This window comes from Streptomyces sp. NPDC047000 (assembly GCF_040644295.1).
Lineage (GTDB): Bacteria > Actinomycetota > Actinomycetes > Streptomycetales > Streptomycetaceae > Streptomyces.
In genome coordinates this window covers 116,014-137,158 of the sequence record NZ_JBEYWE010000007.1, presented here as the reverse complement: position 1 = coordinate 137,158, position 21,145 = coordinate 116,014, and the positions used below count along the sequence as shown (strand labels likewise).

General features: G+C 73.2%; 20 protein-coding genes and 1 pseudogene. 11 read left to right on the top strand and 10 right to left on the bottom strand.

Going from position 1 to position 21,145, the window contains the following annotated elements:
- Positions 1-168: 168 nt before the first annotated feature.
- Entirely contained in the window at positions 169-411 is a 243-nt protein-coding gene (locus tag ABZ862_RS14285; RefSeq protein ID WP_360956938.1) for a helix-turn-helix transcriptional regulator, read from the top strand.
- A gap of 453 nt (positions 412-864) precedes the next feature.
- On the opposite strand, the gene ABZ862_RS14280 is transcribed toward ABZ862_RS14285, so the two are convergent.
- Positions 865-2,193, bottom strand: a complete 1,329-nt coding sequence (locus ABZ862_RS14280; protein ID WP_360956936.1) for an MFS transporter — start codon at positions 2,191-2,193, stop codon at positions 865-867.
- Between the two features lie 140 nt (positions 2,194-2,333).
- Between ABZ862_RS14280 and ABZ862_RS14275 the strand changes: the two genes are divergently transcribed.
- Positions 2,334-3,008: a FadR/GntR family transcriptional regulator gene (locus ABZ862_RS14275; protein WP_360956933.1), complete on the top strand. Its 675-nt coding sequence runs from the start codon at positions 2,334-2,336 to the stop codon at positions 3,006-3,008.
- A 97-nt stretch (positions 3,009-3,105) separates the two neighbouring features.
- Here ABZ862_RS14275 and ABZ862_RS14270 read toward each other — a convergent pair whose 3' ends face one another.
- Complete coding sequence (locus ABZ862_RS14270; RefSeq protein WP_360956931.1) at positions 3,106-4,116, bottom strand: LacI family DNA-binding transcriptional regulator; 1,011 nt, start codon at positions 4,114-4,116, stop codon at positions 3,106-3,108.
- Between the two features lie 154 nt (positions 4,117-4,270).
- Between ABZ862_RS14270 and ABZ862_RS14265 the strand changes: the two genes are divergently transcribed.
- From ABZ862_RS14265 to ABZ862_RS14250, 4 genes are all read left to right on the top strand, one after another.
- On the top strand, positions 4,271-6,139 hold the full coding sequence (locus ABZ862_RS14265; protein ID WP_360956928.1) for a sugar-binding domain-containing protein: 1,869 nt from the start codon (positions 4,271-4,273) through the stop codon (positions 6,137-6,139).
- Between the two features lie 134 nt (positions 6,140-6,273).
- Complete coding sequence (locus ABZ862_RS14260; protein ID WP_360956925.1) at positions 6,274-7,617, top strand: extracellular solute-binding protein; 1,344 nt, start codon at positions 6,274-6,276, stop codon at positions 7,615-7,617.
- A 33-nt stretch (positions 7,618-7,650) separates the two neighbouring features.
- Complete coding sequence (locus tag ABZ862_RS14255; protein WP_360956922.1) at positions 7,651-8,595, top strand: sugar ABC transporter permease; 945 nt, start codon at positions 7,651-7,653, stop codon at positions 8,593-8,595.
- A gap of 2 nt (positions 8,596-8,597) precedes the next feature.
- The gene (locus tag ABZ862_RS14250; protein WP_360956919.1) at positions 8,598-9,542 is read left to right on the top strand and encodes a carbohydrate ABC transporter permease; all 945 of its coding nucleotides are present in this window, start codon (positions 8,598-8,600) and stop codon (positions 9,540-9,542) included.
- A 172-nt stretch (positions 9,543-9,714) separates the two neighbouring features.
- On the opposite strand, the gene ABZ862_RS14245 is transcribed toward ABZ862_RS14250, so the two are convergent.
- Entirely contained in the window at positions 9,715-10,281 is a 567-nt protein-coding gene (locus ABZ862_RS14245) for a helix-turn-helix domain-containing protein (RefSeq protein WP_360956916.1), read from the bottom strand.
- Between the two features lie 85 nt (positions 10,282-10,366).
- Here ABZ862_RS14245 and ABZ862_RS14240 point away from each other — a divergent pair, with 85 nt between their 5' ends.
- Both ABZ862_RS14240 and ABZ862_RS14235 read left to right on the top strand, forming a co-directional pair.
- Complete coding sequence (locus ABZ862_RS14240; RefSeq protein ID WP_360956914.1) at positions 10,367-11,293, top strand: SDR family oxidoreductase; 927 nt, start codon at positions 10,367-10,369, stop codon at positions 11,291-11,293.
- Positions 11,294-11,531: 238 nt separating this feature from the next.
- A pseudogene (locus ABZ862_RS14235) lies at positions 11,532-13,385 on the top strand (transketolase); the annotation flags it as partial.
- Positions 13,386-13,455: 70 nt separating this feature from the next.
- Here the strand turns inward: ABZ862_RS14235 and ABZ862_RS14230 are convergent.
- From ABZ862_RS14230 to ABZ862_RS14215, 4 genes are all read right to left on the bottom strand, one after another.
- On the bottom strand, positions 13,456-15,567 hold the full coding sequence (locus ABZ862_RS14230; protein ID WP_360956911.1) for a catalase: 2,112 nt from the start codon (positions 15,565-15,567) through the stop codon (positions 13,456-13,458).
- Positions 15,564-16,109 carry a type 1 glutamine amidotransferase domain-containing protein gene (locus ABZ862_RS14225; RefSeq protein ID WP_360956908.1) on the bottom strand — a complete coding sequence of 182 codons (546 nt, stop codon included), beginning with the start codon at positions 16,107-16,109 and terminating at the stop codon, positions 15,564-15,566. Before ABZ862_RS14225 ends, ABZ862_RS14230 begins: the two co-directional genes overlap by 4 nt.
- On the bottom strand, positions 16,091-16,594 hold the full coding sequence (locus tag ABZ862_RS14220; protein ID WP_360956906.1) for a hypothetical protein: 504 nt from the start codon (positions 16,592-16,594) through the stop codon (positions 16,091-16,093). Before ABZ862_RS14220 ends, ABZ862_RS14225 begins: the two co-directional genes overlap by 19 nt.
- Positions 16,595-16,658: 64 nt before the next feature.
- Positions 16,659-17,003, bottom strand: a complete 345-nt coding sequence (locus tag ABZ862_RS14215) for a winged helix-turn-helix domain-containing protein (RefSeq protein WP_360956903.1) — start codon at positions 17,001-17,003, stop codon at positions 16,659-16,661.
- A gap of 147 nt (positions 17,004-17,150) precedes the next feature.
- Here ABZ862_RS14215 and ABZ862_RS14210 point away from each other — a divergent pair, with 147 nt between their 5' ends.
- Positions 17,151-17,852 carry an ANTAR domain-containing protein gene (locus tag ABZ862_RS14210; RefSeq protein WP_360956900.1) on the top strand — a complete coding sequence of 234 codons (702 nt, stop codon included), beginning with the start codon at positions 17,151-17,153 and terminating at the stop codon, positions 17,850-17,852.
- An 81-nt stretch (positions 17,853-17,933) separates the two neighbouring features.
- Here ABZ862_RS14210 and ABZ862_RS14205 read toward each other — a convergent pair whose 3' ends face one another.
- The 3 genes from ABZ862_RS14205 to ABZ862_RS14195 form a co-directional block, all read right to left on the bottom strand.
- Positions 17,934-18,110: a hypothetical protein gene (locus tag ABZ862_RS14205; RefSeq protein WP_360956897.1), complete on the bottom strand. Its 177-nt coding sequence runs from the start codon at positions 18,108-18,110 to the stop codon at positions 17,934-17,936.
- 58 nt (positions 18,111-18,168) lie between these two features.
- The gene (locus ABZ862_RS14200) at positions 18,169-18,495 is read right to left on the bottom strand and encodes a plasmid stabilization protein (RefSeq protein WP_360956894.1); all 327 of its coding nucleotides are present in this window, start codon (positions 18,493-18,495) and stop codon (positions 18,169-18,171) included.
- 199 nt (positions 18,496-18,694) lie between these two features.
- A complete protein-coding gene (locus ABZ862_RS14195; RefSeq protein ID WP_360956891.1) occupies positions 18,695-19,171 on the bottom strand; it encodes an SRPBCC family protein in 477 nt (158 codons plus the stop codon).
- A 299-nt stretch (positions 19,172-19,470) separates the two neighbouring features.
- Here ABZ862_RS14195 and ABZ862_RS14190 point away from each other — a divergent pair, with 299 nt between their 5' ends.
- On the top strand, positions 19,471-20,190 hold the full coding sequence (locus ABZ862_RS14190; protein ID WP_360956888.1) for an HAD family hydrolase: 720 nt from the start codon (positions 19,471-19,473) through the stop codon (positions 20,188-20,190).
- 262 nt (positions 20,191-20,452) lie between these two features.
- Positions 20,453-21,133: a HemK2/MTQ2 family protein methyltransferase gene (locus ABZ862_RS14185; protein ID WP_360956885.1), complete on the top strand. Its 681-nt coding sequence runs from the start codon at positions 20,453-20,455 to the stop codon at positions 21,131-21,133.
- Positions 21,134-21,145 lie beyond the last annotated feature (12 nt).

Below are 21,145 nucleotides of genomic sequence, written 5' to 3'. Positions count from 1 at the left end.
CACCACTCGTCCCGCACCCCCCGCGTGTCGTCACCCCGGCCACCGGAACACCGTAGTCCGCGTCACCTGCAGTGAGCCCTGTGCCGCGCTGAAGCGCGGACAGTGCCCCTCACCGGCGGCCCGGCGGAACAACCGCAGCCCCGCCCGTCCCCCCACGAAAGGCAGACCGTGAGTCCGTTCGCCACCGACGTCCTGCACCTCCTCAGTGACCGGGAACTCGAGGTTCTCGGGCATCTCGCCCAGGGTCACACGTACACGGCCATCGCACGTCGCATGGATCTGAGTCCGCACACGGTGGACACCTACCTGCGCAGGATCCGGGGGAAGGCGGGCGTCAGCAACCGGGCCCACCTCATGGTGCTGGCCCTCCAGGTCACCTGGCGCCAGGACCTGGGTCTGGCACAGGCTTAGCGGCTGCCCGGCGGAGCGCGCCGGCTCTCGCGCTCCCGGCCGTGCTCGGCCGGGAGGGGCCTCCGTCGCGTCCACGTCCCGCACGGCAGGGAAACCGCGCACGACACGCACGACACGCACGACGGCGGAGGGCGCCGGTGGCTGAAGAAGCCCACCGGCGCCCTCCGCCGTCGTCGTGCGTCCGGCCTCCCCGCCGTCGCACCTCCCTCCTCCCGGGCGCCGAACCTCCGGCCCCTGGCCCTCCAGGATCTCCAGCCGCTCCAGCATTTCGGCTGCCGGCTCCGCGGCGCCGTCCGGGCTTCGTCCGGCGTCCGGGCGATACAGGCCCGGGTCCGCCGCAGGGCAGCGTCACCGCGCTTCAGGTCGGTCATCACTACGGCCGGCTTCGGGCCGGCGGTCCGCCCGCCGCCGTCGTACCTGCGGCCCGGAACGGCCCTCCGGCCGCGGAGCCACTCAGCCGATCCGGCGGTCGCGGCCCGCGAGCACACCGGCCCCGATCTGCACCAGGGTCATCACCAGGACGAACGAGAGCGGCGCACGCCACCCGCCGGTGTGGCCGTAGAGCGCGCCGACGACGAGGGGGCCGGGGATCGAGATCAGATAGCCGACGCTCTGGACGAACCCGGAGAGGCGGACGACGCCGGCGCCGTCCCGGCCGCGCATGCCGATCATCGTCAGGGCCAGCGGGAACGAGCAGTTGGCGATGCCGAGCAGCAGGGCCCACAGCCAGGGTGCGGTACCGGCGGACGCCCACAGCCCCGCGAATCCGGCCAGGCCGCACAGTCCGATCCCCGCGGCGATCCCGCTCTGGCTGCGCAGCCGTCCGGCCGCGGCGGACAGCGCGAAGGACAGCGGCACGCCGAGCAGCGAGGTACCGGAGAACAGCAGCCCGGCGCTCTCGGCGGACAGTCCCGCGTCGCGGAACATCTGCGGCAGCCAGCCGATGATGACGTAGGCGGAGCTCGCCTGCAGTCCGAAGTAGGTGGTGAGCGCCCAGGCGGTGGGATCGCGGGAGATCCGGCGGGCGGGGACCTGCGGTCCGTCGCCGGCCGCGGTCCCGGCCGGCCGCGGGGCCGCAGGCGGGGCCGCGGCCCGCCGTGCCGGTGCCTCGCGGCGGGCCAGGGCGAGCCAGGGCGCCACGGCGGTCGCGGCCAGGAAGGCCCAGGCGCCCAGCCCGTAGCGCCAGTCGCCGCCGAACGCCTCGGTCAGCGGGACGGTGACGGCCGCGGCGGTGGAGGCCCCGGCGTTCAGCGCCATGGAGTACAGGCCCGTCATCGCGCCCACCCGGTCGGGGAAGCGGTGCTTGACGACCGCGGGGAGCAGCACGTTCGCGATGGCGATACCGGCGAGCGACAGCGCGGTGAGGACGACGAACAGGGTGGCGTCGCGGGCGAAGGGGCGGGCCGCGAGGCCGATCGTCAGCAGCCCGGCACCCACGGCGACGGCGCCGCTCGCCCCGAACCGCCGGGCCAGGGCGGGGGCGGCCGAGCCGACCAGGGCGAAGCACACGGCGGGGACGGAGGTCAGCAGCCCGGCGACGGTGCCGCTCATGGCGAGGCTGTGGCGGACCTCTTCGAGGACGGGCCCGACGCTGGTGACACCGGGGCGCAGGTTCAGGGCGGCGGCCACCAGGGCCAGTACGGCCAGCCTGCGTGCCCGGGTGGCGCGCCTCGTCCGCTCCGCCTCCTCCGTCCGCTCCGCCTGTTCCGTCTGCCGGGTACGGCCGGGGGTCGCCGCCTGACCGGGGTGGGCGGCGGGGCTGGTGAGCTCATCCTTCAGCATGAACCCATCGTAGACTCATCCCATGAGTTTTTGTCTAGTCGTAGGACATCCAGTTGTAGGATGACTTTGCCGGGGTCTCCTGGGACGACCCGGTGACCGACGGGCCCTGTCATGGGACGGCCCCGGCATAGGGTGAGAGGATGAGCATGGAACCCGTTCGCCGCGAAGCACTGTCGGACCAGGTGATCGCCCGCCTGCGGCGGCAGATCACCTCCGGGGCCTGGCCGGTGGGTTCCCGGATCCCGACCGAGTCGGAGCTGGTCGAGCAGCTCGGGGTGGCGCGCAACACGGTGCGCGAGGCGGTCCGCGCGCTGGCCCACACGGGTCTGCTGGACATCCGGCACGGTTCCGGGTCGTACGTCCGGGCCGCCAGCGAGCTGGCCGGCATGATGCGCACCCGTTTCGAGAGTGCCGAGACCGGCGACGTCGCCGATGTGCGCGGCGCCCTGGAGGTGCGCGCCGCCCGGCTCGCCGCCGTACGCCGCACCCCGGAGGACCTCGAGCGGCTGGACGATCTGCTGGCCCAGCGGGACAAGGCATGGGCGGAGGGGGACACGGTCGGGTTCGTGAACGCGGACGCGGCCTTCCATCTGGCCGTCGTCGCCGCCTCCCACAACACGGTGCTGGCCGAGCTGCACGCGGACCTCGGTGAGGTGATCCGGGTCTCGCTGCTCGACCACTTCGGCGAGGCGCTGCGGCCCGAGCAGTTCCAGGACCACGGACGTCTGGTCGCCGCGATCCGCGACCGCGACGCCGAACGCGCCGCCAGGGAGTCCGGTTCCTACACGGACTGCGCCCCCGTGCCCGGCGGCTGACCGGCGGGCGCGCCGGGTTCACCGGCTCAGGCGGACCCGCTCCCGATCGCCGGCCGCGCACGGTCGCCGGCCCCGCGCGGCCCCCACCCGCGCACGGTCAGCCGCCCGTGCTCTCCCGCACGATGATCCGGTGGCCGGCGATCTCGTCCCGCATCGCGGCGTCCGGGGCGTCGATCCGCTCCAGCAGCAGGTTCACCGCGCTCCGGGCGATCTCCCGCTTGTCGGGGGCGACCGTGGTGAGGCTGGGGACGCTGAAGCGGGAGGCCTCGATGTCGTCGAAACCGGTCACGTCGAGGTCGCCCGGCACGGTGCGGCCGCGCTCGTGCAGGGCACGCAGCGCGCCGAGGGCGAGGTGGTCGTTGAGACAGAGCAGGGCGTCCGGTGGCGGGGTGCGGTCCAGGAGCTCGGCGGCGGCGCGGGCACCGTCCTGCCAGTGGTAGGCGCCCACGGGGAGCACGAGACCGGCGTCGAAGGGCAGGCCGGCCGCGGTCAGGGCCTCCCGGTAGCCCTCGGTGCGCAGCCGGTCGGTGCCCTGTCTGCCCCGTACGGCGCCGCCGACGACGGCGATGCGGGTGCGGCCCCGGGACAGGAGGTGTTCGGTGGCCTCGCGGGCGGCGCGCACGTTGTCGATGCCGACGTGGTCGGTACCGCCGTCGGCGGGGCGCTCGCCGAGCAGCACCACCGGCAGACGGCGGTCACGGGTGGCGAGGTCGCGGGGGCGCAGGGCGATGGGGCTGAGGATGACGCCGTCGGAGAACTGGGTGTCGAAGCCGTGCAGCGCGGCCAGTTCGCTCTCCCGGCTCGCGCCGGTCTGGTGGATCAGCACGGTGCGGCCGAGGCGGTCGGCCTCGGCGATGACGTGCTTGGCGAGTTCGGCGAAGTAGGCCACGTCGAGTTCGGGCACGGCCAGGGTGATCATGCCGGTGCGGCCCTGGCGCAGCTGGCGGCCCGCCACGTTGACGCGGTAGCCGAGGGCGTCGATGGCCTCCTGTACGGCGGCCCGGGTCCGGTCCGAGACATGCTCGAAGTTGTTGATCACGTTGGAGACGGTCTTGGGGGAGACGCCCGCGTACTCCGCCACGTCCTTGATCCTTGGTCTGGCCGCCACGCTGTTCTTCCTTCCGCCTGCCCATGATCGTACCGACCGTGACGGGCCCGCATCCGACCGGAGAGATGTGCGCCCGAGGTGTTTACATCGATGTAAATCTTATGGTGCCATGGGTCTCGCACCGCCCGGCACCACCCACGGCGCAAGGAGCCCCATGCCCTTCCCCCGCCCCTCGGATCCGCCCCGCCCCTCGGATCCGCCGCACCCCACGGATCCGCCCCGCCCCGAGTACCCCAGGCCGCAGTTCGTGCGCGAGGCCTGGCTGAACCTCAACGGCGAGTGGCAGTTCGAGATCGACCGTTCGGACACCGGCCTGGAGCGCGGGCTGCGGGAGCGCGAGCTCGAGGGCCGTATCACCGTCCCGTTCTGTCCGGAGTCGGAGCTGTCCGGGATCGGCGAGACGGACTTCCTGGAGGCCGTCTGGTACCGGCGCACGGTGACCGTCCCGGCCGGGTGGGCGGACGCCCGGGTGCTGCTGCACTTCGGGGCCGTCGACCACGACACGACGGTGTGGGCGAACGGCACCGAGGTCGCCCGGCACCGCGGCGGCTTCACCCCGTTCACCGCCGACCTGGGCGAGGTCGCCGAGGCGGGCTCCGAGGTCACCCTGGTGGTGCGCGCCCGCGACACCCGGCACGGCCCGCAGGCCCGCGGCAAGCAGGCCACCTGGTACGCCAACTCGCACTGCCACTACACCCGTACCACGGGCATCTGGCAGACCGTGTGGCTGGAGCCGGTGCCGCGCGCCGCCGCCCTCAGGCGCCCCCGCGTCACCCCCGACCTGGCCTCCGGCTCGTTCTTCCTGGACCTGCCGGTGACCGCGAACCTCCCCGGTCACCGGCTGCGCGCCACGCTCTCCGACGAGCACGGCGAGATCGTCACGGCCGAGACCCGTGCCGACCTCGACCTCGCCCCCCGGCTGGTCCTGGCCGTGCCCGCCGGCCGGCAGCGCCCCTGGTCGCCGGAGGACCCGCACCTGTACGGCCTCTCCCTCCAGCTCCTCGACGCCGCCGGCGAGGACGTCGACACGGTCACGTCGTACTGCGGTCTGCGCTCGGTCGCCCTGCACGGCAAGCGGCTGCTGCTCAACGGCGCGCCCGTCTTCCAGCGCCTGGTGCTGGACCAGGGCTACTACCCCGACGGCCTGATGACCGCCCCCACCGACGCCGACCTGGTCCGTGACATCGAGCTCGGCATCGCCGCCGGCTTCAACGGGGCCCGGCTGCACCAGAAGGTCTTCGAGGAGCGCTACCTCTACCACGCCGACCGGCTCGGCTACCTGGTGTGGGGCGAGTTCGGCGACTGGGGCTGCGAGACGGGCGTCCGGGACGACAACCAGCGCCCCGACGCCTCGTACGTCGCCCAGTGGCTGGAGGCGCTGGAACGCGACCACTCGCACCCCTCGATCGTCGGCTGGTGCCCGCTGAACGAGACGTACCAGCCGCTGCACGACCGCATCACCCTGCTCGACGACGTCACCCGCGCCATGTTCCTGGCCACCAAGCAGGCCGACCCCAGCCGTCCGGTCGTCGACGCCTCCGGCTACGCCCACCGGGTGGCCGAGACCGACGTGTACGACGCGCACTGCTACGAGCAGGAGCCGGCCGCGTTCGCCAGGACGATGTCCGGCCTCGCCGAGGACCGGCCGTACGTCAATACGGCGCCGGACGGGCGGACCTGGTCGCTGCCGTACCGCGGACAGCCCTACTTCTGCAGTGAGTTCGGCGGCATCTGGTGGGACCCGGAGGCCGCCGCAGCGGCCGGCAACGACTCCGGCGCTTCCTGGGGGTACGGCGAACGGCCGCGCACCGAGGCGGAGTTCGTCGAGCGCTTCGCCGGGCTGACCGGCGTGCTGCTCGACGACCCGGACATGTTCGGCTACTGCTACACCCAGCTCACCGACGTCTTCCAGGAACGCAACGGCGTCTACCGCTTCGACCGCACCGAGAAGGCCGACACCGCGGCGCTGCGCGCGGCGCAGCTGCGTACGGCGGCCTACGAAACCACCACCACCGCGTCCTGAGCCGCCCCCGGTCCCGCCCGACCGGGGACAGGGCGCACCGCACCCACGATTTACATCGATGTAAAGCTGAGCCGTACGACGGCGGTGCCCGGACACTGGAACCCCGCGCACCGCCGCCCGTGGAAAGGAGCCACATGACCGGCACTTCCGTCCCCGACCGCCCACCGGGCCTCGGCCGGCGCCGTCTGCTCACCGCCGCCCTGGCCTCCGGGGGCGCCCTGCTGGGCGCCGGAGCGCTCAGCGGCTGCGGGACCGCGCTGGCCGCCGACGAGTCGACGGTCCGCCTCTGGGACCTGTTCAGCGGCGCCGACGGCGGTCTGCTCAACGACATGGTGCGCAGGGCGAGGCCCGACATGCCCGGCACGCGGATCGAGCGCACGGTCCTGGAATGGGGGACGCCCTACTACACCAAGCTGGCCATGGCCTCCGCGGGCGGCCGCGGCCCGGACGTCGCCGTGTCGCACATGTCGCGGCTGGCCGGGTACGCGCCCTCGGGGCTGCTCGACCCGTGGGACCTGGACGTCCTGGCCGAGTACGGCGTCCACCGCGACGACTTCACCGACGCGGTCTGGTCCCGCACCCAGTACCAGGGACGCACCTACGCGATCCCGCTGGACACCCACCCGTTCATCGTGTTCTTCCACCCCGGACCGGCCCGGAAGGCGGGCCTGCTCACCCGGGACGGCACGCTGGACACGGAGGCGTTCTCCTCCCCCGACCGTTTCCTGGCCGCCGGGAGGGAACTCGCCAAGGCGTCCGGCAAGCAGGGCATCGCCTTCGGCTACGTCACGGACACCGCGCAGGGCTGGCGGCTGTTCTACGGCCTGTACCGGCAGACCGGCGGCGCCTTCGAGCTGCCCGAGGGCGGCCCCGCGAAGGTCGACGTGGACCGCATGGCCGAGGTCATCGCCTTCATGGCGAAGATCGTCGACGGGAGGACCAACCCGAAGCAGCTCGACTACGCCGCCGCGATCGCCTCCTTCACCAACCGGCAGACCGCGATGATCCTGTCGGGCGAGTGGGAACTCGGCACCTACCGCGCGGCCGACCCCGAGGTGAACGCCGCCCCGTTCCCCACCGTCTTCGGCACCCCGGCGGTCTACGCGGACTCGCACTCCTTCGTGCTGCCCCACCACCCGGATCCCGACCGGGCGCACCGCCGCCGCACCCACCGTGCGGTGGCCGCCCTGCTCAAGGCGGGCCAGATCTGGGCGACCGCGGGCCACATCCCGTCCTACGGTCCCGTCACCCGTACCGACGCCTACGCGAAGCTCCGGCCCCAGTCCCACTACGCGCAGGCCCAGGACCATGTCGTCCTCGACCCGGCGGTGTGGTTCGCCGGCGCCGGCTCCGACTTCCAGAACTCCATGTCCCAGGTCCTCCAGCAGGCCCTGCTCGACGGTCTCGCCCCCGACCGCGCGGCGCGCGCGATGGTGCGGCGCCTGAACACCTTCCTCGCCAAGCCCAGCCCGGCCTGAACGACCGCGCACCGCCCTTCCGGAGGCACAACGATGTCCTCTTCTTCCCCTGCCGAGCCTCTCGCCGGGTCCCGCACCGCGCCTGCCGCCGTGCGCCGCCCGGGAACCCGCTCCGTGCGCCGACCGGTCCAGCCGGGCCTGCTGTTCGCACTCCCCTTCCTGGTCCTGTTCGCCCTGTTCCTGCTGTGGCCGCTGGCGCAGAGCCTGTGGATGAGCCTCACCGACACCTCCCTGTCGGCCCACTCCCCGAGCTTCATCGGCCTCGACAACTTCACCGAGGCGTTCAAGGACTCCGAGATGTGGCGCTCGCTCGGCCACACCGTCTGGTTCACGGTGATCTCGACGGTGCCGCTGGTCGTGGTGGCCCTCGGCATGGCCCTGCTCGTGCACACCGGTCTGCCCGGCCAGTGGGTGTGGCGGCTGGCCTTCTTCGTCCCCTATCTGCTGCCGGTGGGTGTCGTCGGCCTGCTGTGGATCTGGCTGTACCAGCCCGACCTCGGCCTCTACAACCATCTCCTCGACGCCGTCGGCCTCGGCGGCCAGGCCTGGCTCAGCGACGAGTCCGTCGCCATGTGGGCCATCGCGCTGACCACCCTGTGGTGGACGGTCGGCTTCAACTTCCTGCTCTACCTCGCGGCGCTGCAGTCCATTCCGGACCACCTCTACGAGGCCGCCGCGCTGGACGGCGCCGGCGGCTGGCGGCGGCTGTGGTCCATCACGCTGCCCCAGCTCTCCCGGATCACCGTCGTGATCACGGTGCTGCAGGTCCTGGCCTCGCTGAAGGTGTTCGACCAGGTGTACCTGCTCACCAAGGGCGGTCCCAACGGCTCGACCCGGCCCGTCGTCGAGTACATCTACGACGTCGGCTTCACCGGCTACCGGCTCGGCTACGCCTCGGCGATCAGCTACATCTTCTTCGCCCTCGTCCTGCTCGCCTCGGCCGTCCAGTACGCCGCCCTCCGCCGCCGGGAGAAGTGACCATGGCCTCCACCGAACTGCCCGTGCGCCCCGCGCCGGTGCCGCAGACGAGCCGCCCGGCGTCCGGCGCGCGCACCGCCCGGCGCCGTGCCGGGGCCGCCCGGACGAACCTCACCCTCGGCGCCGGCCCGCTCACCCGCGTCCTCGCGATCGCGGCGCTGACCGTGGCGGCCGTGGTGTGGCTGCTGCCGATGGCGTGGGCCGTGCTGACCGCGTTCAAGTCGGAGACCGACGCCAGCGACGCCACCCACTGGTTCTGGCCCCGGCACGGCTTCACGCTGAACGGTTTCAGCACCGTGTGGGAGCGCGGCGACCTGCCGCTGTGGATGTTCAACAGCCTCCTGATCTCGGCGGCGGTCACGGTGATCACCGTGCTGGTCTCGGCGATGGCCGGGTACGCCTTCTCCCGCACCGTGTTCGCCGGCCGGCGGTGGCTGTTCGCGCTCACCGTGGCCGCCGTGCTGGTGCCGCCGCAGCTGCTGATCGTGCCGTGGTTCCGGCAGATGCTCACCCTGCACCTTCTCGACACCTACGCGGCGGTGATCCTGCCGCAGACGGTGGCGCCGGTGATGGTGTTCATCCTGAAGAAGCACTTCGACTCGCTGCCCCGCGAACTGGAGGAGGCGGCCCGGATCGACGGCGCCGGACACTGGCGGATCTTCTGGTCGGTACTGCTGCCGCTGTCCCGCCCGATGCTGGCCGCCGTGGCGATCTTCGTCTTCATCGGCGCGTGGAACAACTTCCTGTGGCCGTTCGTCTCGACGTCCGACCCCGCCCTGATGACCCTCCCGGTCGGCATCACCTCGGTGAAGGACGCCTACGGCATCCAGTACGCCCAGACCATGGCCTCCGCCGTCCTGGCGGCCCTTCCGCTGGTGGTGGTGTTCCTGTTCTTCCAGCGGCAGATCGTGAAGTCGGTGGCGACGACGGGACTGGGCGGGCAGTGAGGACCGGGCCGACCGGCCCGCGGCCGGAGATTACATCGATGTAAGCACGTCGTCACCCAGGGCGGCGGAGGACCGCACCGGCGGCCCTCCGCCGCCCCTCGCTTTCCGCCGGCCGAACCCCGGGCCGGGACCGTCCGCGGATCCTCCGGGAGACCGCGCCCGGTTCAGGGGTTCAGGGGCTCAGCGTCACGTCCTTGAGCCTCGCCAGGGTCTCCCGCATGACCTGCGCCAGGTCGCGTTCCTCGGGCGCCGTGAGCCATGCCGCGAAGCCGACCTTGAAGACGGCGACGCCCAGCTCGGCGGTCAGGGACGCGGCGGGTTCCGGGATGCCGCGGGCGCGCAGGGCCTCGGCGAGCGCGGCGGCCAGCGAGGCGAGTTTGATCAGCTCGCGTTCCCGCAGCTCCCGGTGGGAGCCGACGACCGCCTGGCGGCGCCGGACATGGTCCCGGCCGCCGTCGAACATCCCGGAGGCCGCCTCCAGGGCCGCCGCCACCGCGTCGACGGGCGCCGCGGACGCGGGAGCCCCGGCGACCGCTTCGACGCAGAGGTCCTGCAGCACGTCCGAGCCGGCGAACAGCACCTCGCGCTTGTCGGCGTAGTGACGGAAGAAGGTCCGTTCGGTCAGCCCCGCGCGCTGGGCGATCTCCGCCACCGTCGTCTGTTCGTAGCCGCGCTCGCCGTAGAGCTCGAGCGCGGCCTTCGCCAGGCGTCCGCGCGCGTCCGGCTGCCATCTCCCCATGGACGCATCCTACGTGACGGCAGTGACTGACATCAGATGCTAAGGTCGATGACAGTCACTGACATCGACAGTCTGGGGTTCTCCCATGCGTTACTTCGTGACCGGTGCGTCCGGCTGGATCGGCTCCGCCGTCGTTCCCGAGCTCATCGGCTCGGGTCACCAGGTCGTCGGGCTCGCCCGGTCCGACGCGTCCGCCGCCGCCCTGACCGCGGCCGGGGCGGAGGTGGTCCGCGGCACCCTCGACGACCTCGACGTGCTGGCGGGCACCGCCGCCGCCTCGGACGGCGTGATCCATCTCGCCTTCAAGCACGACATCGCCTTCACCGGCGACTTCGCGGGCGCCGTCGAGGCCGACCGGCGCGCCGTCGACACGTTCGGTGAGGCGCTCGCCGGCACCGGCCGCCCGTTCGTCATCGCCTCCGGTGTCTTCGGCCTCGCACCCGGGCGGGTGGCCACGGAGCAGGACCGGGCCGACACCGGCAACCCGGTGGTCGCGGGCCGCCAGGCCACCGCCCAGGCGGTGCTCGACCTGGCCTCCCGCGGGGTGCGCTCGTCCGTGGTGCGGCTGTCCCCGACCTGCCACGGCGAGGGCGACAACGGCTTCATGGCGGCGCTGGTCGGCATCGCCCGCGCGAAGGGGGTCTCCGGCCACATCGGTGACGGCGCCGCCCGCTGGCCGGCCGTCCACCGCCTCGACGCGGCCCATCTGTTCTGCCTGGCCGTCGAGAAGGCCCCCGCGGGTACGGTGCTGCACGGCGTCGCCGAGGACGGGGTCCCGCTCCGTGACATCGCCGGGGCCATCGGACGGCACCTCGGTGTCCCGGTGGCCTCCGTGTCGCCCGACGCCGCCGACGAGCACTTCGGTTGGTTGGCCCCCATGGTCGGCCTCGACGCCCCGGCCTCCAGCACGGCGACCCGTGAGCTGCTGGACTGGCACCCCGTCCAGCCCGGCCTGGTCGAGGACCTCGGCAAGGGCCACTACTTCCGCTCCCCCGGCACCGCCGCGGTGTGAGGCGGCCGCCGGGGACACCGCCGGCAGGGCGCGGACACCGCACCCGTCGCGCGGACGGCGTCCCCGGCGGTCCGGAGGCGGGGGACCTCCGCGGGCGGGCGGCCGTGGGTGTTTGGCGGTGCCCTGCGGGGTTACGCGGAAGGACCGGGGCTTTCCGGGGCTGTCCGCCGGAGCCGGAGCGTGAGCCCGGCGGCGCCGGCCGCCGAAGCCCCCGGCCCTCGACGCGAAGGAGACCACCAGCCCCATGGACACCGCCGAACTCAACGAACTCGGACAGCAGTTGCGGGTGGACAGCGTGCGGGCGTCGGCAGCCGCGGGATCCGGGCATCCGACGTCCTCGATGTCCGCCGCCGACCTGGTGGCCGTGCTGCTGGCCCGCCGGCTGCGCTACGACTTCGCCCACCCGGAGCATCCGGGCAACGACCGGCTGATCTTCTCCAAGGGCCACGCCTCGCCGCTGCTCTACTCCGCCTACAAGGCGGCCGGCGCCATCGACGACACCGAGCTGCTCACCTTCCGCAAGGCGGACAGCCGCCTGGAGGGGCATCCCACGCCGCGGCGGCTGCCGTGGGTGGAGACCGCCACCGGCTCCCTCGGGCAGGGCCTGCCCGTCGGCGTCGGCATCGCGCTCGCAGGGAAGCGGCTGGAGCACTCCGGCTCCCGGGTGTGGGTGCTGTGCGGGGACAGCGAGCTGGCCGAGGGGTCGGTGTGGGAGGCCGCCGAGCACGCCGGGTACGAGCACCTGGACAACCTCGTCGCGATCGTCGACATCAACCGGCTCGGCCAGCGCGGGCCCACCCGGCACGGCCATGACCTCGACGCCTACGCCCGCCGCTTCCAGGCGTTCGGCTGGCACACCGTGGAGGTCGACGGGCACGACGTGGACGCCGTGGACCGTGCCTACGGCGAGGCGCTGTCCACCGTGGGACAGCCCGTCGCCGTCCTCGCCCGCACCCTCAAGGGCAAGGGCGTGACGGCCGTCCAGGACCGGGAGGGGCTGCACGGCAAACCGCTGCCCGAGGCCGACGAGGCGATCGAGGAGCTGGGGGGCGTACGGAACCTGCGGGTGTCCGTGCAGCCGCCGCCCGGGATCCCCGGCAACGGCCTGCCGTCGCCGGGCCCGCTCGACCTGCCCCGCTGGGAGGTGGGCGAGGAGGTGCCGACGCGGGACGCCTTCGGGCGGGCCCTCGCCGCGCTCGGCGCCGCACGGCCCGAGGTGGTGGTGCTCGACGGCGAGGTCGGCGACTCGACCCGCGCCGAGCTCTTCGCCAAGGAGCATCCCGACCGCTACTTCGAGTGCTACATCGCGGAGCAGCAGCTCGTCGCCGGTGCGGTCGGCCTGGCCGCCCGGGGCCGGACGCCCTACGCCGCCACGTTCGCCGCGTTCCTGACGCGCGCCCACGACTTCGTGCGGATGGCCTCGATCAGCGGGGCGGGGATCAATCTGGTCGGCTCGCACGCGGGCGTCGCGATCGGGCAGGACGGGCCCTCCCAGATGGGGCTCGAGGATCTGGCGATGTTCCGTGCCGTGCACGGCTCGACCGTGCTCCACCCCTGTGACGCCAACCAGACCGCACGGCTGGTCGCCGCCATGGCGGATCTCGACGGCATCCGCTATCTGCGGACCTCGCGCGGCGCCACCCCGGTCGTCTACGGCCCCGACGAGGAGTTCCCGGTGGGCGGCAGCAAGGTGCTGCGGTCCTCCGGCGACGACCGGCTGACGATCGTGGCGGCCGGGGTCACCGTGCCCGAGGCGCTGCGGGCGGCCGACGCGCTGGCCGGTGAGGGCATCGCCGTACGGGTCGTCGATCTGTACTCGGTCAAGCCGGTCGACCGGGCGACGCTGCGCCGGGCGGCCGAGGAGACCGGCTGTCTGATGACGGTGGAGGACCACCGTCCCGAGGGCGGCCTCGGGGACGCCGTCCTCGACGCGTTCGGTGACGGCAGGCCCGTTCCGCGTCTGGTGCGGCTGGCCGTGAGGTCGATGCCGGGTTCCGCGGCACCGGAGGAGCAGCTGCACGCCGCGGGCATCGACGCCGAGTCGATCGCCGCCTCCGCCCGGCTGCTGGTGGAGACCGCTGTCGTGGCCTGACCGGTCACCGGCACGCGTCCGGCCCCCGCCGGAAAACGCCGGCGGGGGCCGGGGGCGTGCGCGGGGAGGGTCAGGGGCGCACCGGCGGCCGGTCCTGGTGCCGGTGGGCGGCGATGGCCGCCACGAACTCCCGTACGAACTCGTCGCTCGCCGTGCCCGGCGCGGTGTCCGTGACCACACCCCGGTCGGACACCACGTGGTGGAACTCGCCCGACAGCTGGAGGCCCTCCGGCTCCAGCGCGGCGAGCACGCCGGTTCCGGAGCCGACCGCGCCGACCGGTTTGCCGTGCCGGTACATGTCCCGGACGAAGCGCATCGCGTCCGGGTCGGCGGTCAGCGGCGGGGTGCCGGCGGGGCCGCCCGGCAGCAGGAGCGCGTCGTACAGGACGGCGGCGACCGTCGGCAGCGCCCGGTCCACGACGTGGGGTTCGCCGTCGGAACCCGTGACGGTGCCGTCGGTGGCCGCCAGGGCCTCGACGACCGCGCCCGCGTCGGCCAGTCCCTGGCGCACCGAGGTCACCTGGTCCGCGTCCACGCCGTCCGTGACGAGCACCGCGACCCGGCGGGTGCGGATCGTGCCGTCACCGCGCAGGGACTCCATGCTCAGGGCGGGCGAGGACTGCTCGGACGCGCTCTTCGTGCCGCCGTCCGGGACGGGGACCGGCACGCCGACGCCCTGCGCCACCTCGGCCGCCAGACCGGCGTCCACCTGGGCGAGTTCCCCGACGGTGCGGGCCCGGACGGTACGTGTCTCGACCTTGCCGAGCTCGAAGCGGAACGCCTGCACGATGTGCCGCTTCTCCCAGTCGGCCATGCTGTTCCAGAACAGCGCGGGCTGGCTGTAGTGGTCCTGGAAACCGGGGCTGCGGCGGCGGATCTTGACGCCGTCGACGCGTTCGGCGTAGTGCGTGAAGGCCGACGGGTCCGCGCCCGCGTGGGCCGGGCAGCCGCCGCCGAGAGAGTTGGGGAAGTAGTTCGTCCCGCGGTGGACGGTGCCCTGGTGGTAGCCGTCGCGCTGGTTGTTGCGCACCGGGGCGAGGGGCCGGTTGACCGGCAGCTGGCTGAAGTTGGGGCCGCCGAGCCGGATCAGCTGGGTGTCCAGGTAGGAGAAGTTCCGGGCCTGGAGCAGCGGGTCGTTGGTGAAGTCGATGCCCGGCACGATGTTCGCGGTGTGGAAGGCGACCTGTTCGGTCTCGGCGAAAAAATTCTCCGGGTTGCGGTCCAGCACCATCCGGCCGATCGGGCGTACCGGGACCTGCTCCTCCGGGATGATCTTGGTGGCGTCGAGCAGATCGAAGTCGAAGGCGAACTCGTCCTCCTCCGGCACGAGCTGGACGCCGAGCTCCCATTCGGGGTGTTCGCCCGCCTCGATGGCGTCCCACAGGTCGCGCCGGTTGAAGTCCGGGTCGCGGCCCTGGCATTCCTGTGCCTCGTCCCACACCAGCGAGTGGACGCCGAGTTTCGGCTTCCAGTGGAACTTGACGAAGGTGCCGCGCCCGTCGGCGGTCACGAAGCGGAAGGTGTGCACGCCGAAGCCCTGCATCATGCGGTAGCTGCGCGGGATGGCCCGGTCCGACATCAGCCACATGACGGTGTGCAGGGTCTCCGGCTGAAGCGAGACGAAGTCCCACAGGGTGTCGTGCGCCGAGGCGCCGGTCGGGATGTCGTTGTGCGGCTCCGGCTTCACCGCGTGCACGAAGTCCGGGAACTTGATGCCGTCCTGGACGAAGAAGACCGGGAAGTTGTTCCCGACCAGGTCGTAATTGCCCTCCGAGGTGTAGAACTTGGTGGCGAAGCCGCGGACGTCGCGCACCGTGTCGGCGGAGCCGCGCGGCCCCTGGACGGTGGAGAACCGTACGAACACGGGGGTGCGTACGGCCGGGTCCTGGAGGAAGGCCGCGCGGGTGAACTCCGCGCAGGACTCGTACGGTTCGAACCAGCCGTAGGCGCCCGCGCCCCGTGCGTGGACCACCCGCTCGGGGATGCGCTCGTGGTCGAAGCGGGTGAGTTTCTCCCGGAAGTGGAAGTCCTCCATCAGCGTCGGCCCGCGCGAGCCCGCGGCCAGCGAGTCGTCGGTGTGGTCGACCTCCACGCCCTGGTCGGTGGTGAGCGGCCCGGACTCGGGGTCCTCGGCCCGGAAGCGGTCGAGCTGGGTGTTCTTGCGGTCGGCCGGCCGGGTCATCGGGCCGACTCCTTCCCGAAGACGTCCAGGAACGCCGCGCAGAACGCCTTCAGGTCGTCCGGCTTGCGGCTGGTGACCAGCGTGTTGGGGCCGTGGTCGCAGATCTTGACCTGTTCGTCGGTCCAGGTGGCGCCAGCGTTGCTCAGGTCGGTGCGCAGACTGGGCCAGGAGGTCAGTTCCCGGCCGCGTACGACGTCGGCCTCCACGAGCGTCCAGGGGGCGTGGCAGATCGCCGCGACCGGCCGTCCCCGGGTGAAGAAGTCCCGTACGAACTCCACGGCCTTCGGGTCCGTGCGCAGGAAGTCGGGGTTGGCGACCCCGCCCGGCAGGACGAGTCCGCCGAAGTCCTCCGCGGACGCCTGTGCCACCGTCTCGTCCACCGGGAACGTGTCCGCCTTGTCCAGGTGGTCGAAGGCCTGGACCTCGCCGCTCTTCGTCGAGACCAGCACGGGTTCGTGTCCCGCGTCCAGGGCCGCCTGCCAGGGATCGGTGAGCTCGACCTGTTCGACGCCTTCGGGTGCTGTCAGGAACGCGATGCGCATGATCGTTCGACATCCTTTCCGTAACCGCCGCGCTGTCGTCCGCCGTCCGGACCGCCGGGGCGGGACCCACCGCGTACCCCTGAGGCGGGTGCCGACACGGCACGGGCCGACACCGCGTCGCGGACGGGCCACCGGTGCGTCAGCCGGCCGGCAGGGCGGGCAGGACCAGGGCCCCCAGCAGGGCGGACCCCGAGCAGCAGCCAGGCCACGTAGTCCCCGACATGCCCGGACTGCAGGCGCCGCAGGGGCCGGGTCCGGTCCGGGGCGGACGCCCGGCGGGGGCGGGTCACCGCGAGGAGGGCGAGGCCCGCCGCCAGCGCCGTGGACAGCACACCGAGCAGGATCCCCGGCGGTGTCCGGTGCGGGGCGGGCGGCGGCTTCCTCGTGACCGCCGCGCTCACGCCGTGCCCGACGAGACCGGCGAAGCCGGGTGTCACGCCGACGGCGACGGCGGCGGCGAGCAGCACGGCGGGGACGGCGGTCATGGTGTCCGGGACCCTGCGCAGCCGCCGCCCCGTCTCGGGCCGCTCGCCGGAGCCGGTGGCCGGGTCAGCCCTGCGCGTGGCCCTTTCCGGTGTGTGGCGCGCGGCGGTCGGGCTCGTCCCTCAGCAGCAGCGACAGCACGGACGCCACCGTCACACCGGTCTCGGCGGGGTGGCGCAGGGCCCGGCCCGGCTCGATGCGGTAGGTGTTGGAGCGGCCCCGGCGGGTGTGGGAGAGATAGCCGTCCCGCTCGAGGTCCGAGATGATCCTCTGGACGGCCCGTTCGGTCAGCCGGCAGCGCTCGGCGATGTCACGGATCCGGGCCTCGCGGTCCTCGGCGATCGCGGCCAGTACACGGGCGTGACTCGTGAAGAACGTCCATCTGGTCTGCGACTCGGACACGTCGTCCACTCCGGCTGAGTGAGATCGTGGGGCCTGGATCATGCCTGGCGCCCCCAAAAGCAGGAAAACAAATTCAGGTAAACCTTGACGTACCACTCATTTCGGCGCCACGGTGGGGGCCAAGGGCCAGAGGCGAGTACCCATCGGAAGGCAGTTATGCCCGAGCTCCCCGAGATGTCACGCACGGCCGACGGGGACCGCGTCCTCGTCACCGTCGGGGGTGAACTGTGCCTCGATGACTGCGATCTGCTCGAACACACTCTCCGTACCGCCCTCGCCGGGGCCGTACAGGGCGTGGACCTCGATCTCGGGTCCCTCGAGTTCTGGGACTGCTCCGCGCTCGACGTGCTGCTGACGGTGCGCCGTCAGGCTCTCGCCGCGGGCAAGACGCTCACGGTGACCGCCGCCGGGGCCGCGGCGCAGCGACTGCTGGGCCTCACGGGCACCCGTGCGCTGTTCACGCCCTCCGCGCGGCCCGTTTCCGGCGCCGGGCCGGTGTCCGGGCCCGGCGGGGAGCCGGTGTCCCGGTCGGCGGCGGAACGGCCGGCGGGCACCGGACTGCGGGCCGAGGTGCTCCAGCTCCGCCGGGCGATGCGGACCCGTCCGGAGATCGACATGGCGCGCGGCATCCTGATGGCCTCCTTCCGGCTGAGCGCAGAAGAGGCCTGGGAGGTCCTGGTCATGGCGTCCCAGAACACCAACACCAAACTCTGCCGGCTGGCCACGAACGTGGTCACCACGGTGCAGGGGACGCCGCTGCCCGCCCCGGTGCGGCGGCAGCTGACCACGGCGGTCGCCACGGTCACCGCCGCGCCCCGGACCGGGGCCCGGGGCGGCACGGTTCCCGGACGCCGGTGAGCCGAGGGAGAGGGCCGCAGGACGCGGGTGCGCCCTGCGGCCCTCCGGTCCACCGCCGTCCCCTCGTGTCCCGGTCACCGGTCAGTCCTCGCCCCTGACGATGTTGCCCTCCGCGCCGTTGCGCACGGCGGGCGGCGCGTTCTCGTCCAGGACGGCGGCGACACAGGTGCGCAGGTCTCTGTTCTTCCGGTGGCCGGCCTTCGCCCAGCCCGTCTCGGCCACCCGGACGGCGGGTTCCTCCTTGGTACGGCTCCTCACGGTGTTCCCTCTTCTCCTTCTCTCCGTCATGTCGTGCGCCCCGCGCCGTCCGCCGGGATCAGCGGCCGAGGGCGTTCTCCAGCTGCTCCTTCGTCATGGACGAACGGCCGTGGATGTCACGTTTCCTGGCCTCCTCGTACAGCTGGTCCCTGGTGGGGCCCTGCGCGCCGCGGTGCGAGCGCCGGCCGCCGCGCTCCGACGCGGATTCCGGGTCCCGTGTGGACGTCCTGCTCGCGGTCCTCGCCTCACCGGACCGCGCCCGCTCCTTGTTGACCGTGCGCGCGGCGATCTCCTCGGCCCGCTCGGCCGACTCGCCGCGGTCCTCGGCGCTCTCCTTGATGTGCTCGTACTGCCGTTCACGCTTGGCGTTCGATCCAGCCGGCATGGGATCAGCTCTCCTTCTCCGACGACGGTGGGGAAATGTCTGTGTCCGGCCGGGTTCCGCGGCCGGTCCGGACGAAACACCCTCCGGTGACCGTCTGCCGCGTTCCTCCCGGACCGTGGGACACCCCGGGGACGGGCCGCCGGTACCGCGCGGCCCGTCCCCGGGCGTCTTCCTGGGTGCCGCGGGCGCGCCGGGCCGGTCAGAGGGTCGTGCCGGGATCTTCCGGCCGTACCCTGCCGCGCCACGCGCCGGACTCGCCGCCGCGCTTCTCCATGTACTCCTTGAAGCGGTGCAGGTCGCCCTTGACCCGGCGGTCGATCATGCCGAGCATGTCCGCGCCCTTCTCGGCCATGCCCGTGGGCTCGACCTCCATCATGAGTTCCACGCGGGTGTGCCGGTCGTCCAGGCGCTGGAAGCGGACCGATCCGCGCTGCCGGGTGTCGCCCTCGACGGAGCGCCAGGTGATGCGGTCGTCGGGCAGCTGGTCGACGATCTCGGTGTCGAACTCCCGGCGTACCCCGCCGATCTTGGTGGTCCAGTGGTTGTGCCGGTCGTCGAGCTGGGTCACCTCCTCGACGCCTTCCATGAAGCGGGGGAACTGCTCGAACTGGGTCCACTGGTTGTACGCCGAGCTGACGGGGACGTCGACGTCCACCGACTCCTTGACCGTACTCATCGGTTCCTCCTCGTCTGCGGGGTCTGCGGGCGGTCGGCCGCACCCGGCACGGCGGCCCGTGGCGCGGCATGCGGCACCGGGTACCCGGCCGAACGGAAGCCAGACATCCGGAACGGGCCGGGATGCGCCGTCATGTCGTCCCCGGTGCTCCGTGTGAGACCGTCCGGACCGGGCACTCGCGAGGGCGGACCGGCCGGGTCCCCCGTCACGACCCGGAAGTGCGCCTCGCCGCGGTGTCCACCCCCCACCGGGCCCGCGCCGGGTGACGGCGCGTCACGCCTGAACTCCCGGGAGACCTCATGGCACTGCCCTCGCACACCGTCCCGACCGCCCCGGCTCCCTTCACCGTGTCCGGCGGCCCGGGGCCACGGGCCGCCGTGTTCGACGTGGACGGCACCCTCGCCGACACCAATCATCTGCACGTGGTCACCTGGTGGGAGGCGCTGCGCCAGGCCGGCCACCGGGTGCCCACCCATGCGATCCACCGCGCGGTGGGACTCGCCTCCGGCGACCTCGTGGCCCATCTGCTGGGCGAGGAGACCGCCCGGGAGGAGGCGGAGGACCTCGGCGCGGCCCACAAGGCGCTGTACGCCCAGTACTTCGAGCGGCTGTCCGCGCTGCCGGACGCGGGGCGCCTGCTGCGGCGGCTGGCCGCGGACGGCTGGACGGTGGTCCTGGCCACCTCGGCCGGCGGCGGTGAACTGGCCGCGCTGCGGCGGGCGATCGACGCGGACGACGCCATCACCGCGACGGCGAGCGCGGACGACGTGAAGGCGGGCAAGCCCGCGCCCGAACCCGTCGAACGGGCGCTGGAGCCGGCCGGGGTACCGGCGCGGCGCGCGGTGTTCGTCGGGGACACGGTGTGGGACATGGCGGCGGGCAGCCGGGCCGGCGTGCGATGCGTGGCGGTGCTGTGCGGCGGCGTACCGCGCCGGGATCTGGAGGAGGCCGGCGCCGACGCCGTCCACGCCGACCCGGCCGACCTGCTCAGCGGCCTGGCCGAAGACCCTCCGCGGTGACCGCCGTGGCGGATGGGGCCGGTGTTACACCTTCGCGGTCAGGGGTACCCGGGCGGCCCGCCGGTCCGTCTCCGGCGCGGTTCCTGCCCCGTCGACCCCCTGTGTGGAGCAACGGTGAAAGCACTGGTCGTCAACCGAATTCCTGAGAGATCCCCGGCACGCCCCTCTCCCCGGACCCGGCCCGCCGCGCCCGGCGGCCCGCGCGGCGCGGTCCGCGCGGCGGCGGCACAGCCCCGGGCATCCGAGTGACGGGAGGAGCGCGATGACAGCCGACACCCTCGTCGCCGAACCCCGGTTCCGCTGCTGGCTCCCGCGCGGTGTCTACCGCCCGCAGGCCGACACCGGGCTGCTGCGGCGCGCCCTGCTCCGCGATGGCATCATGAGCGGGACCGAGGTCCTGGACCTGGGCACGGGCAGCGGGGCGCTGGCGGTGGCGGCGGCCCGGCTGGGCGCCCGGGTCACCGCCGTGGACATCTCGTGGCGGGCGGTCGCCGCCGCCCGGTGCAACGCGCTGCTGAACCGGCAGACCGTCCGCGTGCTCCACGGCGACCTGGCGTCCGCCGTACCGGGCCGCCGCTACGACCTCGTGATCAGCAACCCGCCGTACGTGCCCGCTCCCGACCGCGCCGCGCCGCGGGGTGCCGCGCGGGCCTGGGACGCCGGAGCGGACGGCCGGATGGTCGTCGACCGGGTCTGCGACACCGCACCGGCGGTACTGCACCCGGCGGGGACACTGCTGATGGTGCACTCGCACCTGTGCGGCACCGACGACACACTGGCCCGCCTGACCGGGGCCGGACTGCGTGCCGAGGTCGTGGAGCGGGCCCGGGTGCCGTTCGGCCCGGTGCTGCGCTCCCGGCTCGGCTGGCTGCGCGAGCGGGGCCGTCTGGCCGTCGACGCGACGACCGAGGAACTGGTGGTGATCCGTGCCGAACACCCCTGAACGCCCACGCCG

Coding starts and splice junctions, on each gene's coding strand:
- ABZ862_RS14200 (WP_360956894.1), bottom strand. CDS start 18,495: ATGCCGGCTGGATCGAACGCCAAGCGTGAACGGCAGTACGAGCACATC.
- ABZ862_RS14190 (WP_360956888.1), top strand. CDS start 19,471: ATGGCACTGCCCTCGCACACCGTCCCGACCGCCCCGGCTCCCTTCACC.
- ABZ862_RS14195 (WP_360956891.1), bottom strand. CDS start 19,171: ATGAGTACGGTCAAGGAGTCGGTGGACGTCGACGTCCCCGTCAGCTCG.
- ABZ862_RS14250 (WP_360956919.1), top strand. CDS start 8,598: ATGGCCTCCACCGAACTGCCCGTGCGCCCCGCGCCGGTGCCGCAGACG.
- ABZ862_RS14230 (WP_360956911.1), bottom strand. CDS start 15,567: ATGACCCGGCCGGCCGACCGCAAGAACACCCAGCTCGACCGCTTCCGG.
- ABZ862_RS14225 (WP_360956908.1), bottom strand. CDS start 16,109: ATGCGCATCGCGTTCCTGACAGCACCCGAAGGCGTCGAACAGGTCGAG.
- ABZ862_RS14240 (WP_360956914.1), top strand. CDS start 10,367: ATGCGTTACTTCGTGACCGGTGCGTCCGGCTGGATCGGCTCCGCCGTC.
- ABZ862_RS14255 (WP_360956922.1), top strand. CDS start 7,651: ATGTCCTCTTCTTCCCCTGCCGAGCCTCTCGCCGGGTCCCGCACCGCG.
- ABZ862_RS14260 (WP_360956925.1), top strand. CDS start 6,274: ATGACCGGCACTTCCGTCCCCGACCGCCCACCGGGCCTCGGCCGGCGC.
- ABZ862_RS14275 (WP_360956933.1), top strand. CDS start 2,334: ATGAGCATGGAACCCGTTCGCCGCGAAGCACTGTCGGACCAGGTGATC.
- ABZ862_RS14245 (WP_360956916.1), bottom strand. CDS start 10,281: ATGGGGAGATGGCAGCCGGACGCGCGCGGACGCCTGGCGAAGGCCGCG.
- ABZ862_RS14210 (WP_360956900.1), top strand. CDS start 17,151: ATGCCCGAGCTCCCCGAGATGTCACGCACGGCCGACGGGGACCGCGTC.
- ABZ862_RS14185 (WP_360956885.1), top strand. CDS start 20,453: ATGACAGCCGACACCCTCGTCGCCGAACCCCGGTTCCGCTGCTGGCTC.
- ABZ862_RS14265 (WP_360956928.1), top strand. CDS start 4,271: ATGCCCTTCCCCCGCCCCTCGGATCCGCCCCGCCCCTCGGATCCGCCG.
- ABZ862_RS14220 (WP_360956906.1), bottom strand. CDS start 16,594: ATGACCGCCGTCCCCGCCGTGCTGCTCGCCGCCGCCGTCGCCGTCGGC.
- ABZ862_RS14280 (WP_360956936.1), bottom strand. CDS start 2,193: ATGCTGAAGGATGAGCTCACCAGCCCCGCCGCCCACCCCGGTCAGGCG.